Annotated in this window: 13 protein-coding genes; 5 read left to right on the top strand and 8 right to left on the bottom strand. The window is 61.0% G+C overall.

The window, feature by feature from the left end; translation table 11 throughout:
* The first annotated feature begins 112 nt into the window (after positions 1 to 112).
* Genes ASE94_RS04785 through ASE94_RS04775 form a run of 3 tightly spaced genes read left to right on the top strand, consistent with a single transcriptional unit; the run spans position 113 to position 3,442 of the window.
* The gene (locus ASE94_RS04785) at positions 113 to 1,063 is read left to right on the top strand and encodes an ABC transporter permease (RefSeq protein WP_062629412.1); all 951 of its coding nucleotides are present in this window, start codon (positions 113 to 115) and stop codon (positions 1,061 to 1,063) included.
* Positions 1,060 to 1,905, top strand: coding sequence for an ABC transporter permease (locus ASE94_RS04780; RefSeq protein ID WP_200913590.1), 846 nt, complete (start codon positions 1,060 to 1,062; stop codon positions 1,903 to 1,905). The genes ASE94_RS04785 and ASE94_RS04780 overlap by 4 nt, the downstream gene beginning before the upstream one ends.
* Positions 1,892 to 3,442: an ABC transporter ATP-binding protein gene (locus ASE94_RS04775; protein ID WP_062629440.1), complete on the top strand. Its 1,551-nt coding sequence runs from the start codon at positions 1,892 to 1,894 to the stop codon at positions 3,440 to 3,442. Before ASE94_RS04780 ends, ASE94_RS04775 begins: the two co-directional genes overlap by 14 nt.
* A 3-nt stretch (positions 3,443 to 3,445) precedes the next feature.
* Here ASE94_RS04775 and ASE94_RS04770 read toward each other — a convergent pair whose 3' ends face one another.
* The 7 genes from ASE94_RS04770 to ASE94_RS04740 form a co-directional block, all read right to left on the bottom strand.
* The gene (locus tag ASE94_RS04770) at positions 3,446 to 4,024 is read right to left on the bottom strand and encodes a UPF0149 family protein (protein ID WP_156351857.1); all 579 of its coding nucleotides are present in this window, start codon (positions 4,022 to 4,024) and stop codon (positions 3,446 to 3,448) included.
* A gap of 44 nt (positions 4,025 to 4,068) precedes the next feature.
* Entirely contained in the window at positions 4,069 to 5,382 is a 1,314-nt protein-coding gene (locus ASE94_RS04765) for a GH1 family beta-glucosidase (protein ID WP_062629410.1), read from the bottom strand.
* Positions 5,383 to 5,483: 101 nt separating this feature from the next.
* Positions 5,484 to 6,548: an Mrp/NBP35 family ATP-binding protein gene (locus ASE94_RS04760; protein ID WP_062629409.1), complete on the bottom strand. Its 1,065-nt coding sequence runs from the start codon at positions 6,546 to 6,548 to the stop codon at positions 5,484 to 5,486.
* Positions 6,549 to 6,650: 102 nt separating this feature from the next.
* The gene (gene fsa / locus ASE94_RS04755; RefSeq protein ID WP_062629408.1) at positions 6,651 to 7,304 is read right to left on the bottom strand and encodes a fructose-6-phosphate aldolase; all 654 of its coding nucleotides are present in this window, start codon (positions 7,302 to 7,304) and stop codon (positions 6,651 to 6,653) included.
* Between the two features lie 78 nt (positions 7,305 to 7,382).
* A complete protein-coding gene (locus ASE94_RS04750) occupies positions 7,383 to 8,567 on the bottom strand; it encodes an amino acid aminotransferase (RefSeq protein WP_062629407.1) in 1,185 nt (394 codons plus the stop codon).
* A gap of 67 nt (positions 8,568 to 8,634) precedes the next feature.
* The gene (locus ASE94_RS04745) at positions 8,635 to 9,564 is read right to left on the bottom strand and encodes an electron transfer flavoprotein subunit alpha/FixB family protein (RefSeq protein ID WP_062629406.1); all 930 of its coding nucleotides are present in this window, start codon (positions 9,562 to 9,564) and stop codon (positions 8,635 to 8,637) included.
* A complete protein-coding gene (locus tag ASE94_RS04740; RefSeq protein ID WP_062629439.1) occupies positions 9,564 to 10,322 on the bottom strand; it encodes an electron transfer flavoprotein subunit beta/FixA family protein in 759 nt (252 codons plus the stop codon). Before ASE94_RS04740 ends, ASE94_RS04745 begins: the two co-directional genes overlap by 1 nt.
* Before the next feature lie 383 nt (positions 10,323 to 10,705).
* On the opposite strand from ASE94_RS04740, the gene ASE94_RS04735 reads away from it, so the two are divergent.
* Entirely contained in the window at positions 10,706 to 11,875 is a 1,170-nt protein-coding gene (locus tag ASE94_RS04735) for a M20 aminoacylase family protein (RefSeq protein WP_062629405.1), read from the top strand.
* Between the two features lie 162 nt (positions 11,876 to 12,037).
* Here the strand turns inward: ASE94_RS04735 and ASE94_RS04730 are convergent, their stop codons facing one another.
* On the bottom strand, positions 12,038 to 12,973 hold the full coding sequence (locus tag ASE94_RS04730) for an AEC family transporter (protein ID WP_062629404.1): 936 nt from the start codon (positions 12,971 to 12,973) through the stop codon (positions 12,038 to 12,040).
* A 164-nt stretch (positions 12,974 to 13,137) separates the two neighbouring features.
* On the opposite strand from ASE94_RS04730, the gene glpD reads away from it, so the two are divergent.
* Positions 13,138 to 14,625, top strand: coding sequence for a glycerol-3-phosphate dehydrogenase (glpD, locus tag ASE94_RS04725; RefSeq protein ID WP_062629438.1), 1,488 nt, complete (start codon positions 13,138 to 13,140; stop codon positions 14,623 to 14,625).
* Positions 14,626 to 14,659: the final 34 nt, after the last annotated feature.

Raw genomic sequence — 14,659 nt, 5'->3', positions numbered from 1 at the left:
CCCCCCACCTAGCCTCCCCCCGTTGGGGGGAGGGACTTCATCGCGGCTTTAGGCAATCACCGGGCCGCCCCTCCCCCTACCAGGGGGAGGTTGGGTGGGGGTTTTCTTACCCATGACCTTCTACATCCTTCGCCGCGTCCTCGGCTTTCTCGTCACCCTCCTCATCGCTACCGCCGTCATTTTCCTGCTGCTCGATCTACTGCCCGGCGACCCCGCCCGCTTCATCCTCGGCATCAATGCAACACCCGAATCCGTCGCGGCGCTGCGCCTGCAGATGGGGCTCGACGATCCGGCCATCCTCCGTTTCGGCAATTGGCTCTTGGACATGTTTCGTGGCGATTTCGGCATGTCTCAGACCCAGAAACTCCCCGTGGCGGATCTCATTGCCGCGCGCATGGCCGTCACTCTGCCTCTCACGCTCTTTGCCATGGTGGTGTCGATCGTCATTGGCCTGCCGCTTGGAATATTGGCCGCCATGCATCGCGGCAAGCCGCTTGATACCATCCTCATGGTCATCGCCCAGGCCGGCGTCGCCGTGCCCAATTTCTGGTTCGGCATGCTGCTGACACTGCTCTTTGCCGTCACCTTGCGCTGGCTGCCGACCGGTGGTTTCACGCCTTGGCACGAAAACCCGATCGCCGCGTTTCGCGGCCTTCTCCTGCCCGGACTGGCCTTGGCCCTGCCGCAAGCCGCCATCCTGGCGAGGGTCATGCGCACGGCCCTCGTCGATGTTTCGACGCAGGATTTCATCCGTACTGCCCGCGCCAAGGGGATGACCTTCGGGCAGGCCATGTGGCGCCACGGGGTCCGCAATGCGTTTCTGCCGGTGCTGACGATCCTTGGCCTCCAATTCGCCTTTCTGATCGCCGGCACGATCATCGTCGAGAATGTGTTCTTCCTCCCCGGCCTCGGCCGGCTGATCGCCACCGCCGTCACCGAGCGCGATCTGGTATTGGTGCGCAGCGCGACGATCATCCTTGTCCTTGCCGTCAGCGCCACCATGCTGATCGTCGATATCGCCTATGGCTTTGTCGATCCGCGCTTGCGGGAGCGCGGCGCATGAGAACCGCTTGGATGCGTCACCCGGGCCTCATGCTCGGGCTTGCTGCGAGCTTTGCCTTCGCCCTTCTGGGGCTGTTGTCGCTGGTCTGGACGCCCTATCCGATCGGCGATATATCCATCGCTGGCCGCTTTGCGGTGCCCAGCCCGGATCATTGGCTAGGCACCGACCAGCTTGGCCGCGATATGCTGTCGCTGATCATGTCGGGCACACTGACAAGTTTTACCGTCGGCGCCACCGCCATCATCATCGGCGCGGGGATCGGCGTCCCGCTTGGGCTTGCAGCAGCCATCTATGGCGGACCCGTAGAATGGCTGGTGTTGCGGTTTTCCGATCTCGCTTTCGCCTTCCCCTCCATCATCATCGCCATTCTGATCGCGACACTCATGGGGCCCGGCGCAGCCAACGCCGTTATCGCCATCGGCATTTTCAATATCCCGGTCTTCGCCCAAGTGGCGCGCGGCGGCGCGCTGACGATCTCGACGCTCGATTATGTGGCGGCGGCCCGGCTGGCTGGTCTCAGCAGACCCGCAATCGCCCTTCGACACCTTCTCCCCAACATCGCCAGTCTTATCATCGTGCAGGCGACGATCCAGCTTTCGGTCGGCATTTTGGCCGAAGCTGGATTCTCCTATATCGGGCTTGGCACCCAGCCGTCGGAAACGAGCCTTGGGCTCATGCTCAGGGATGCGCAGAACCTTTTCCTGATCCATCCCTGGCTCAGCATCGCCCCGGGTCTGGCCATCGCCACCGTCGTCATCGCCCTCAATATTGCCGGCGATGGCCTCCGCGACATTCTCGATCCGCGCCTCCGCCGGCAGGAGGTTGGCCGTGTCGCTGGTTGAGATCGAAAACCTAACCATCCGCTTTGGTGGGCGCCCTGCCCTTTCCGGCCTGTCGCTTGAGATCGCACGCGGTGAGCGCTTCGGTATCGTGGGGGAAAGCGGCTCAGGCAAGTCGCTGACCGCGTTGGCGATCACTGGTCTTCTGCCCGATGCGGCAGAAGCAACCGGCACGATCCGCTTCGATGGCAAGCTGCTACCGACCGACGAAAGGGCCATGGCGGCCCTTCGCGGCCACCGCATCGGCATAGTTTTCCAAGAGCCGATGACGGCGCTCAATCCGCTGATGCGCATCGGCGCGCAGATCGACGAAGCTCTCGATCTCGCAGACAGCAGCACACGTGAGGTGGCTGCGCTGCTGCAAGAAGTTGGCCTCGACTCCAGCCACGCCATTCGCTTCCCACATCAACTCTCCGGCGGTCAGCGCCAGCGCGTGATGATCGCCATGGCGCTGGCCAGCGATCCTGACCTGATAATCGCCGACGAGCCAACCTCTGCGCTCGATGTCATTACGCAACGGCGTGTGCTGAATTTGATTGCCGAAATCTGCGACCGGCGACAGATGACGCTGATCTTCATCAGCCACGACATGCGCGCCGTAGCAGCGCTGTGCAATCGCGTTGCCGTCTTGAAGGCGGGCGAACTGGTCGAAACCGGACCAACAGAGGACGTCTTGAGAAGGCCCAAAGCGGCTTACACGCAGGCGCTCGTCGATGCCACGCAGATGGCACCGCGCGCGAACCACGATCTGTCTGACCAAGACTTATTGCTGAGCGTCGAGGGAGTCACGCGCGCCTATTCGCGCAATGGCCTTTTTAGCCGGCGTCAGCCGCCACTAATGGCAGTCAATGATGTCAGTTTCGATGTCAGGCGCGGCGAGGTCCTCGCGCTGGTCGGCCCGTCGGGCTGCGGCAAGACAACCCTCGCCCGTGTCATTGCCGGCCTCGACAGCGTAACCTCGGGAACAATGACGATCGATGGCACGCCCTATCATGGCGCTGACTTGCCCCGTGAGAAGCGTGGCGACATATCGCTCGTCTTCCAGGACCCCTTCGGCAGCTTCAATCCGCGGCTGACGATCGGCAAATCGCTCGCGGAACCCTTGCGCCTCCTGCCCAAGCTGTCCCCGCTTGACCGCGAGCAGCGGCTGATCGAGGCGATTGAATCGGTCGGGCTCGATGCCTCCATGCTGACCCGCTATCCGCACGAGTTTTCCGGCGGCCAACGTCAGCGCCTCGCCATCGCGCGGGCCGTGGTGACGCGGCCGCGACTTGTCGTGCTGGATGAGCCCGTCTCAGCGCTGGATGTCTCGGTGCGCGGTGCAGTGCTCGATTTGCTGGCGCGCCTCCAGAGCCAGTTCGGGCTGACTTATCTGATCATCAGCCACGACCTCGACATGGTCGCGGCCATGGCTGACCGTGTCATGGTGATGGAAGCCGGCAGGATCGTCGAAGCCGGGTCGCCTAAAACCCTGTTCGCCGATCCTAGACACAGCCTCACCAAAGCGCTGATGGCCGCGCGGCTACCCGATCTCGTCTAAAATCTAGTTTTGGCGGTGCAGCCGGTAGAGCAGCACAGCGACCTGTGCCAGCACTTCGGGCATGGCCTCGCGCATTTCGTCATATTCGGCCCATTCTTCATCGCCGGCGGTGTCGTCGGGCACGTTCTCGCCCTGCGCCAGCATCAGCCCGGTCGCAAGACCCATGGCCGCTTCGCCACGCGCATCGTCGCCGGTATCGCGGAGGATTTCTTCCCAGGCGTCGAAGCGCAGGAACATGGCCTGCTGAAAGCCAGCCAACCAGGCTTCCCAGACGATATCGTCGCTTTCATCATCGACTTCGTAGAGCGGGGCATATTGATCTGAAGCCAGTTCAGCTTCGATCTCGGCCTGGCGCGCGAAGGTCAGGCTCTCGATCTCTTCATTGCCCGGCTTGAGCATGCCGCGCTCGTCGGCAAGCCAATCGAACGGCCACCATTCTGACCGCCCGATCTGCGCCGGCCCGACGGCAAGCCCGCACAAAAACCCGTCCAGCTCGGTGAGCAACATGGACTCGTCGCCTGCTTCGGACAGGAGAGTATCGAGACGCAAAAGGGACTCGGGGAGATCGACGAGTTCAGACATGAAAAAGGCCCGCGCTTGGAATTCAGTGCGCGGACCATACACGGTTAGCGCGTGTTGTGCAGCATGCCCTGGAAAGCGCGATAGCTCGCCTTGGGGGTCCGCTTCTGCGTCTCGTAATCGACATGGACGAGGCCGAAACGCTTTTCATAGCCTTCTGCCCATTCGTAATTGTCGAGCAGCGACCAGGCGAAATAGCCGCGCACATCGGCGCCGACATTGCGCGCAGCAAGCACGGCCTGCAGGTGCTCATCATAATAGCGAACGCGGCGCGGATCGTCGTCGCCTTCGACTTCCGCCATGCCGTTCTCGGTCACGTAGAGCGGGATTTTGGTATATTCGTTGGAGACGCGCACCAGGAGGTCGGACAGGCCCTTGGGGTAGATTTCCCAGCCGATATCGGTGAGTTCGAGATTGCCCTTTACCTGCTCCACAGGACGGCTCGGATCGCTCGACGCCTTATAGAGGCTGCGGGTGTAATAATTGATCCCCAGCCAATCGAGCGGGCGCGACACGACGGCCATGTCGGACTGGTAATCTGCGGGCAGATACGGCGCGAGCCATTCAGTCATCTCGCTCGGATATTGGCCCTTGAGCACGCCGCCGAGATACCAGCGGTTGAACAGCGCATCGCCAAAATTGCAGGCGGCCTTATCGGCTTCGCTGTCTGTCGCAGGCTCGGATTTTTCAAGGTTCAGCACGATGCCGAGGTTTTTTGTGCCGGTGGCGCGCAGGGCGTCGATGGCCGTGCCATGGGCATAAAGCACATGGTGCATGGCGCGGGCAGCCGCGCGCATATCGCGATAGCCCGGCGCGTGGATGCCGAGATAGTGGCTGAGGAAGGCGACACACCACGGTTCGTTGATCGTCGCAGTCGCGGCCAGCCTATCGCCGAATTTTTCACCAATCAGGGTCGCGTAATCGGCGAACCAATTGGCGATATCGCGGTTCATCCAGCCGCCGCGATCCTGCAGCGTAGACGGCAGGTCCCAATGATAGAGTGTCGCATAGGGTTTCAGGCCGCGCTCAAGCATGCCGTCGATCAGGCGATCGTAGAAATCGAGACCGGCCTGGTTGACGGCGCCTGTGCCCTCGGGGATGAGCCGGGGCCAAGCGAAGGAAAAGCGATAAGCACCGAAGCCGCCATCGCGGATGAGATCGAGATCCTGAGGCCAGAGCTCATAATGGTTGCAGGCGTCGCGACCCGTATCACCGTTTTTCACATTGCCCGCAGTCGCGGCAAAGGTATCCCAGATCGAGGAGCCACGGCCATCGCGTTGACCGCCTTCGATCTGATAGGCCGCCGTCGCCACGCCAAAGGTAAAATCAGACCCAAAATCCCGCCGGTCGATCGAGAACATATCCCCTCCGCTCAGGCCTGCTGCCTGTTCCAAAATTCGGATATCCGGTTCGGAAATGCCATGCAATCGATTTCATAAATCGATTGCATGGATCTTTGGCGTCAGATGGCCTGCGCTTTGGCGATCAGCGTCCGCGCAATCTGGCGATAGACGCCGGCCTCTGTTCCCTCCGGTTCGGCAACCAAGGGCGGCACGCCGGCGTCGGAGTTTTCCCGGATGGACATGACGAGCGGTACGGCGCCGAGGAAAGGGATTTCGAGGTGCGCAGCGGCGCGTTCGGCACCGCCAGAGCCAAAGATATCGTAGCGATTGCCGGTGTCGGGGGCGATGAAATAGCTCATGTTTTCAATGAGCCCCAGGATCGGCACGGACATGCGACGCAGCATGTCTATGGCTTTCTGGGCGTCGATCAGGGCGAGGTCCTGCGGGGTCGAGACGATGACGACGCCATCGACGATCGTCTGCTGGAAAAGGCCGATATTGATGTCGCCGGTGCCCGGCGGCAGGTCGATGACGAGGACGTCTAGATCGCCCCAGTCTGTTTCGCGAAGCAACTGCCGAAGGCCGGACGTGGCCATGGGGCCCCGCCAAACGACGGCTTGGCCCGGCACGAGCATTGAGCCGATCGACATGACTTTGAGGCCAAAGGCTTCGTGGGGTTGAAAAATGCCGTCGTCGCGCAGAGCCGTGCGGCCTTCGATCCCCAGCAGTTTGGGGACCGAGGGACCGTAGAGATCGGCGTCGAGTATGCCGACTTTTAGGCCTTCCGCGGCGAGCGACAGCGCAAGATTGACCGATGTAGTGGATTTGCCGACGCCGCCCTTGCCCGAGCCGACCGCGATGATGCGGCGCACGCCATCAACCCGCGTCTTGCCTTGCGGCTGTGGCGAACCATGCGAGAATTTGGGCGTATTCTGCTTTTCGGAGGTGATGGAGACCATTACCTTGCGTTCGCCGGATAGGGTCTTTGCGGCGGTCAGGGCAGATTCGCGGACCGGTCCGAACGCGGCTTCCATGCCGGGTTTAACGGCAACAGCGAAGGCCACGGCGCTGGGGGTAACGATGATTTCGGAAAGGCCAGAATAGCTTGCCAGATCACCGCCGCCGGGGACGTCCACATTGGCAAGGGCAGCCTTGATCTGGGCGGCGAGTTCGGTATCGGCCATCTTGGTCCCCAAAAGAAAAGACCCCACCCAAGCGGTGCGCGGGCGAGGTCTTGAAGCGCGACCGCAGAAAATTTCCGCAGTCAATCAATGGATTAGTTGCCCTTAGAGGATCGACTGACCGGTACCGGCCCAATCCTTGACGAAGCCTTCGATGCCGGCATTGGTCAGCGGGTGGTTGGCAAGCTTCTTGATCACGTCCGGCGGAATGGTCGCGACATCGGCGCCGGCGAGGGCGGCGAGGGTCACGTGGTTCGGCGTACGGATCGAAGCGGCCAGGATCTGGGTCTCGAACTGGTAGTTGTCGTAGATCTGGCGGATGTTTTCGATCAGTTCCATGCCATCGGCATTGATGTCGTCGAGGCGGCCGATGAAGGGCGAGATATAGGTGGCGCCGGCCTTGGCGGCGAGGAGTGCCTGATTGGCCGAGAAGCAGAGCGTGACGTTGGTCTTGATGCCGGCTTCCTTGAAGTGCTTGGCGGCCTTGAGGCCGTTCAGCGTCAGCGGCAGCTTAACGACGACGTTGGACGCGATCTTGGCGAGAACTTCACCCTCGGCGATCATGCCGTCATATTCAAGGCTGGCGACTTCCGCAGAGACCGGATCAGGCGTGATGCCGCAGATTTCCTTGATCACTTCCTTGAAGTCGCGGCCGGACTTGGCGATCAGCGACGGGTTGGTGGTCACACCATTGATGAGCCCGGCTTCGTTGAGTTCCTTGATGGCGGCGGTATCTGCAGTGTCGACGAAGAACTTCATCGTTCCCTCCTAAAAGCGTTCAATTCCGGCGGCTTAGCCGAATGCTAGTCCATGGCGGCTGGGCGGCGCAAGCCGTGCTCAGCGCAGCGCGCCAAGAAAAGCATCGGCGAGATCGCCGACGCGATCTTCCGGGATGCCGGCAACATTGATGCGACTGTCTCCAGTCATATAGACCCCATTTCCGGCCTTAAGATGTTCGACAGCATCATTGGTCAGGCCAAGCAGCGAAAACATGCCTCGATGCTCGGCAACGAAGTCGAAATCGGTCGAGTTCGAACGTTCGCGGATCGCGTCAGATAGTTTTTTCCGCAATGAAATCATACGGTTACGCATGATTGCCAGTTCCGATTCCCATTCGGCGCGCAAGGACGCGTCCTCAAGAATGGTGCGGATGATTTCCGCGCCATGATCGGGCGGCTGCGAATAGGCGCCGCGGATGATGTTGAGAAGCTGCGAATTGGTGACCTCAGCTTCTTCGGCATTGCGGGCAACGAGGATGGCGGCCCCGACACGCTCGCGATACAGCCCGAAATTCTTCGAACCCGAGAATGCTACCAGAGCTTCAGGGACCGTGGATAAGATTTTGCGCGTGCCATAGGCATCGGCTTCGATGCCATCGCCAAAGCCGAGATAGGCGAGATCGACGAACGGCAGAGCGCCGGTGCGCTTGAGGCTGTCGGCGACCTGATCCCACTGCGCATCTGTGAGGTTCGCGCCGGTCGGGTTGTGGCAGCAGCCATGGAGCAGCACGACGTCGCCAGAGCTCAATTTATCAAGCGCCGCAAGCATTTCGTCGAATTTTACACCGCGGGTTGCCGCGTCGAAGTAGGGATAGGTCGCGACCTTGAGGCCTGAATTGATCGCGATCGGATTGTGGTTGGCCCAGGTCGGATCGGAGACATAAACCGTGGCGCCGGGGCGAGCGCGATTGATCAGCTGCATCAGGACCCAAAGCGACCCGGTGCCGCCGGGGGCCTGGGCGATGCGGACGCGGGAACGGTCGACGCTATCGCCAAGGACAAGGTCGAGTACCGCGGTGCCAAAGCCCTTGTTGCCGGCGATGCCGAGGTAAGTCTTTGTTTTTTCGTTCGAAAGGATTTTCTCTTCGGCTTTGCGCACGGAGGTCATGACCGGGGTCACGCCTTTTTCGTCCTTGTAGACACCGACGCCGAGGTCGATCTTGGTGGGACGGGAGTCGGCCGCATATTCGCCCATCAGCGCAAGAATCTTGTCGCCTGGGGCCTTGGAGAGGGTTTCGAACATTTTTGGAAGTCCGGTGGGAAAGCGCCGCCTTTATAGGCTGAATGGGGATTTTTGCAATCTATTGCGACTAGCGCTTTAGGCCGAGACGCTCGAGTTCGGCGACCAATTGCGGAACGATTTCAAAGAGATCGCCGATCAGTGCCACATCGGCGATTTTCACCAATGGGGCTTCGGGGTCCGAATTGATGGCGAAGATTTTCCTGGCGCCCTGGATGCCGGCGAGGTGCTGCAGCGCGCCGGAAATGCCAATGGCGATATAGACATCGGGAGCAATGATCTTGCCGGTCTGACCGATCTGCCAATCATTGGGGGCGTAGCCGGCATCGACCGCTGCGCGGGTGGCGCCGACTGCGGCGCCGAGCGTTTTGCCAAGCTTTTCAATAAGTTGAAAACCCTCGGCGGAACCAACCGAGACGCCGCCGCCGATGACGATCTGGGCCGTCGCGAGGTCGGGCGTGTCGCTATCAGTGCGATGCGCGGCGAGGAATTTTGCCGCGGAAGTCACTGAAATATCTAACGATTCCACTGGCGCAGTGTTGCCAGAGGCGGCGGGGCGGAACGCCGAGGCGCGGAATGTGAGGAGATGGGTTGCCTGCGGATCCTCGACAATTTCGAGGGCATTTCCGGCGTAGATCGGGCGGGTGAAACGGTTGGGGCCGAGGATTTCGACGACGTCGGTGACTGGCTGGATATCGAGCTTGGCGGCTAGGCGCGGGATGACATCCTTGCCCACAGAGGACGCACTTGCGACAACATTCCGGTAACGTTGAGTAAGGTCTTCGAGCGAATTGGTGATGGTTTCGGCAATCGGGGTGGCGGTGACGGTGATCACCTTCTGGACGCCGGCGATTTTTGCAGCTTCCGCAGCAATGGAAGCGGGATTTTCGGCGACGACGAGAATGTCCACCACGCCCAACGCGCTCGAAGCGGCAACGAGGCGGGCGGTGGCGGGCGAGAGGACGCCGTTGTCATGATCGGCAAGCAGGAGAACCGACATCAGAGCGCCTCCATCTCGTTGACTTCCGAGGCGACGGCCGCGGCGAAGTCGGAAACCGAGCCCACGGTCTTGCCAGGAACGCGTTCAGTGGGCGGGGATATCTTTTCTGTTCTCAGGCGCGGGGCGAGGTCGACGCCGAATTCAGTGGCGGGGCGCACGGCGAGGGGTTTTGAGCGCGCCTTCATCACCATGGGCAGTGCGGCATTGCGCGGGGTGTTGAGGCGGAGGTCGGCGGTGACGACGGCCGGCAGCGGCACGGAAATGGTCTCGCGGCCATAGTCGACTTCGCGGGTGACTTCCAGTTCGGCGCCCTTGACGACGATTTCGGAGGCGAAGGTCGCTTGCGGGCGGTTGGTCAGGGCCGCGAGCATCTGGCCGACGTGGTTGCTGTCATCATCGACGGCCTGCTTGCCGAGAAGGATCAGGTCGGGCTGCTCTTCGGCGACGACCTTGGCGAGGAGCTTGGCAATTGTCAGGGTTTCGAGTGCGGCATCGGTTTCGACGAGGATGCCGCGATGCGCGCCCATGGCTAGAGCGGTGAGGATGACGTCGTTGCTCTGCTTCGGGCCAATCGAGACGATGACGATTTCGCTGACATCGCCTTTTTCCGCGAGCTGCACTGCGGCTTCGACCGCGTGCTTGCAGAACGGGTTCATCGACATGCGGACGCCAGTGGTTTCGACACCGGTGCCATCGGGACGGACGCGGATGCGGACATTGTGGTCGACCACGCGCTTGACTGCGACGAGGATTTTCATGAGCGGCTCCGAAGTTGCCGGTTCAATGACAAAAAGGGGCGAATGGGGCAAGGCGCGGATGGGGAAATTCGGTTCGGTAGTGGAGGGAATGTTAGAAAGGGGTGCCTGAGGGGTTTTGCGCTTGGGGCTCCACCCCCTCCCTTCCTCCCCCATGCAGGGGAGGTGTTGGATCGAGTTTTGGGGCGAGATGTAGTTCAGCCCACGGGTGCGGCACCTCCCCCTTTGATGGGGGAGGCTGGGAGGGGGTGTTATCTGGAAGTGGTCAGAAGGCCCCCTCACCCGCCGCGTTGCGGCGACCTCTCCCCCGAGGGAGAGGTGAAGGTGGTTGACGCCAATCCTTGGGGCAGAGACACTGTCGCATCGTTTATTGTTCTGGAAGTCTTATGCCTATCCTCAACCGCATTGCCGAATTTCATGACGAGATCACCGCCTGGCGGAGGGATCTGCATGCGCATCCGGAAGTGCTGTTCGATGTGCATCGCACGGCGGGGATCGTTGCGGAAAAGCTCAAAGCGTTCGGGGTCGACGAGATCGTCACCGGGCTTGGGCGCACCGGCGTTGTCGGCATCATCAATGGCCGAACCAATTCAAGCGGTAGGACTATTGGGCTGCGCGCCGACATGGATGCGCTGACCGTCACGGAGCAGACCGGCGCTGCCTATGCCTCGACCATTCCGGGCAAGATGCATGCATGCGGACATGATGGGCACACCGCGATGCTCTTGGGCGCCGCGAAATATCTGGCGGAAACGCGCAACTTCGACGGGCGTGTTGCGGTGATCTTCCAGCCGGCCGAAGAGGGCGGCGGCGGCGGCAAGGTGATGATCGATGACGGGCTGATCGACAAATTCGACATTGCCGAAGTCTATGGGATGCACAATTGGCCGGGCATGCCGGTCGGACATTTCGGTATCCGCGCCGGCGGCATCATGGCGGCGACGGATCGCTTTTACATCACCATCACCGGCAAAGGGGGGCATGCGGCGCGGCCGCAGCAGACGATCGATCCTATCATCGTTGCCGCGCAATTGGTGACGGCTCTGCAGACGATCGTTTCGCGCAATCTCGACCCGCTCGACAATGCGGTTCTGAGCGTAACGATGATCGAGGCCGGGGAAGCGGACAATGTGATTTCCCAGACCGCCAAGATCACCGGCACGGTGCGCACGCTCGATGGCGCGGTGCAGGACTTTATCGAGGCTCGGCTCAACGACATGGTGCCGCAGCTCGCGCTGGCCTTTGGCGCAACGGCGGAAATCCGCTATGCGCGCGGCTATCCGGTGACGGTCAATTCGGAGCGCGAGGCGAGTTTTGCGGCTGACGTCGCGGCGGAAATTTCGGGCGAAGAGCGCGTGGATCGCGATGTTGCGCCTTCGATGGGCGGGGAGGATTTTTCCTTCATGCTCAACGAAAGGCCGGGGGCCTACATTTTCGTCGGGAATGGGGAATCCTCGGAATTGCATACGGATACGTATGATTTCAATGACGAGGCGATCCCGGTGGGGACAAGCTATTGGGTGAGGCTGGCGGAGCGGGCGCTGAAGGCGGGATGATAGCGCGCGAGCACTTTAGCTCGCGTTTGTGGCCCCCCCCCTCCCATCCTCCCCCATCTAGGGGGAGGTGGTGGATCGAGTTTTGGGGCGCGATCTTGCCAGTTTCACAGGTCGGCACCTCCCCTTGATGGGGGAGGCTGGGAGGGGGTGTTTCGACTAACCTCACAGCGCCAGAATAAACAGCCACCCCGAAATCGTCAGCGCCGAGAGCACCGTGGCAATCAGGATCGTGTTGGTGGCAACGCTGACGCCACGATCGTAATAGGTTGCGAAGACGTAGATGTTCACCCCCGCCGGCATGGCAGATAGCAAGATGCCGTAGCGGGCGATGTCCATCGGGACGTGCAAAACCCAGATCATCAGCACATAGGCGATGGCGGGGTGGACGATCAGTTTGATCAGCGAGGCGACGAGCGCCTGCTTCCAGTTTTCCGAGAGCTTGAATTCGACCAAGGCCCCGCCAATGCCGAAAAGGGCGGCGGGGACGACGGCCTGGCTCATCATGACAAAGAAGGCTTCGGCGGGTTCGATGAGCTGGATTTCAAGCAGTGACCCGATGATCCCCGCGGCAATGCCCCAGATCAGCGGATTGGAGACGACGCGGCGCATGGCGACGAGGAGCGTCTTCCCGAGCGGCTGGCCATCGCGCTTGACCAATTCCATCGTGACCATGCCGAGCGTGAGGAGGATCGCGCCATGGAGGCCGATAATGGAGAGGATGACGGGAAGCGCGTCGGAGCCATAGGCGCGGGTGATGATGGGGAGGCCGACAAGCACTGTGTTGGTAAAGGTGCCGGAAAAGCCAACGGCGACGCTTTCGCCAGGGCGATTGTTGAAGCCGCGACGGGCGATGAGGATGCCGAGCGCAAAGCAGACGAAGGCGCCGAGGTAGAACGGCCCGATTATCGAGAGATTGAAGGCCGAGCGGAAATCGCTGGTCGAAATCGAGTGGAAGAGTAGGCAGGGTGTCGCAAAATTGTTCACGAAAGCGATCAGGCTTTTGACGCCTTCAGCCGGGTAAAGGCGACGCAAGACCGCGATATAGCCAAGGGCCATCAACGCGAAAATGGGCAGGATCACATAGATGATGTCGAGCATTCGTCCAGCCGATCCTGGCGCAGGGATTGGGCGAGCCGTACGCTCCCAAAATCCCTGGGTCAACTGCGAACTTGTATGGAAGTTTCACAGGTTAAAGCGAACCAATTTCGGTTTTAAAACGAAAGTAAAAGCATTATATACGAAACATAATGCAGGAGATGGCCATGAGTGATGCGGTGCTGGATCTGTTCGTCATCGGCGGCGGCGTCAATGGGGCGAGTGTGGCGCGCGATGCGGTCGGGCGCGGCTATACCGTTGGCCTTGCGGAAATGAACGATTTTGCCTCGGGCACCAGCTCGGCGGCGACCAAGCTCATTCATGGCGGATTGCGTTATCTCGAGCATTACGAATTCCGGCTCGTGCATGAAGCGCTGGCGGAGCGCGAAATCCTCTGGGCTGCGGCGCCGCACATCATCTGGCCGCTCCGTTTCGTGCTGCCGCACCACAAGGGATTGCGGCCTGCCTTCGTGCTGCGCACGGGCCTTGCGATGTACGACTATATGGGCGGGCGCAAGCTTTTGCCGCCGACCAAGACCCTCGACCTGACGCGGGACGCGACGGGCAAGCCACTAAAACCCGGCTATCGCCTGGGCTTTGAATATTCCGATTGCTGGGTCGACGATGCACGCTTCGTGGTGCTCAATGTGCGCGACGCGGCAGATCGTGGGGCCAAGGTCTATGCGCGCACCAAGGTGACGAGCGCGCGGCGCGAGGACGGCGCCTGGACTATCGTGCTCGATGGCGAAGATGGCATGCAGACCGTGCGCGCGAAAATGATCGTCAACGCGGCGGGTCCATGGGTCGATAGCGTCATCAATGGCGTCATGGGCAAGAACGGCGCGCATAATGTGCGGCTGGTTCAGGGCAGCCATATCGTCGTCAAAAAACTCTATGATCACGACCGCTGCTATATCTTCCAGAATGGCGATGGGCGGATCATTTTCGCCATTCCCTATCAGGACGATTTCACCCTGATCGGCACGACGGACCGCGATTATAAGGGCGATCCGAAGGATGTGAAAATCTCGGCTGAAGAGACGGATTACCTGCTTTCGGCGGCGAGCGAATATTTTGCCCAGCCGGTGACCAAGGACCAGATCGTCTGGACCTATTCGGGCGTGCGGCCGCTGTTCGACGATGGCGCCAGCGAAGCGCAGGAAGCGACGCGCGACTATGTGCTCAAGACCGAGGGCGACAAGGCGACCGGCGCGGTTGTCAACGTCTTTGGCGGCAAGTTGACGACCTCGCGGCGGCTGGCGGAATCAGTCCTTGAAAAGATCGAGGATGTTTTGGGCAAGAAGCGGCCGGCCTGGACCAAGAAAAGCACCCTGCCCGGCGGCGACTTTGGTCCGCAGAGTTTTGACGCGGAAGTGCGGCGGCTGGGGCTCGATTATCCGGACCTGCCGAAACCATTCTTGCGGCGATTGATGCGGCTTTACGGGACCAAGGCGCGGATTTTGCTGGCGGACCGCAAGAACGTTAGCGAACTCGGGCAGCATTTTGGGGCTGACCTTTATGCGGCCGAGGTCGATTATCTCGTCGAGCACGAATGGGCGCGGAAAGCCGAGGATGTGCTCTGGCGCAGGACGAAGCTGGGGCTGAGGGTTGACGGCGAGGCTGCGGGTAAGTTGGAAGAGTATTTGGCTGCCTGAGGCACTGCGGCAAAGCAAGAAGCCAAGAGAGCTT

The sequence above is a fragment of the Devosia sp. Leaf64 genome, assembly GCF_001421945.1.
Lineage (GTDB): Bacteria > Pseudomonadota > Alphaproteobacteria > Rhizobiales > Devosiaceae > Devosia.
The sequence above is the reverse complement of the archived record's forward strand: the minus strand, read 5'-3'. Positions and strand labels throughout refer to the sequence as shown.

What these genes read in the sequence shown, in the direction of transcription:
- ASE94_RS04785 (WP_062629412.1), top strand. Translation starts at nt 113, where the DNA reads ATGACCTTCTACATCCTTCGCCGCGTCCTCGGCTTTCTCGTCACCCTC.
- ASE94_RS04780 (WP_200913590.1), top strand. Translation starts at nt 1,060, where the DNA reads ATGAGAACCGCTTGGATGCGTCACCCGGGCCTCATGCTCGGGCTTGCT.
- ASE94_RS04770 (WP_156351857.1), bottom strand. Translation starts at nt 4,024, where the DNA reads ATGTCTGAACTCGTCGATCTCCCCGAGTCCCTTTTGCGTCTCGATACT.
- ASE94_RS04765 (WP_062629410.1), bottom strand. Translation starts at nt 5,382, where the DNA reads ATGTTCTCGATCGACCGGCGGGATTTTGGGTCTGATTTTACCTTTGGC.
- ASE94_RS04760 (WP_062629409.1), bottom strand. Translation starts at nt 6,548, where the DNA reads ATGGCCGATACCGAACTCGCCGCCCAGATCAAGGCTGCCCTTGCCAAT.
- fsa (WP_062629408.1), bottom strand. Translation starts at nt 7,304, where the DNA reads ATGAAGTTCTTCGTCGACACTGCAGATACCGCCGCCATCAAGGAACTC.
- ASE94_RS04750 (WP_062629407.1), bottom strand. Translation starts at nt 8,567, where the DNA reads ATGTTCGAAACCCTCTCCAAGGCCCCAGGCGACAAGATTCTTGCGCTG.
- ASE94_RS04745 (WP_062629406.1), bottom strand. Translation starts at nt 9,564, where the DNA reads ATGTCGGTTCTCCTGCTTGCCGATCATGACAACGGCGTCCTCTCGCCC.
- ASE94_RS04740 (WP_062629439.1), bottom strand. Translation starts at nt 10,322, where the DNA reads ATGAAAATCCTCGTCGCAGTCAAGCGCGTGGTCGACCACAATGTCCGC.
- ASE94_RS04735 (WP_062629405.1), top strand. Translation starts at nt 10,706, where the DNA reads ATGCCTATCCTCAACCGCATTGCCGAATTTCATGACGAGATCACCGCC.
- ASE94_RS04730 (WP_062629404.1), bottom strand. Translation starts at nt 12,973, where the DNA reads ATGCTCGACATCATCTATGTGATCCTGCCCATTTTCGCGTTGATGGCC.
- glpD (WP_062629438.1), top strand. Translation starts at nt 13,138, where the DNA reads ATGAGTGATGCGGTGCTGGATCTGTTCGTCATCGGCGGCGGCGTCAAT.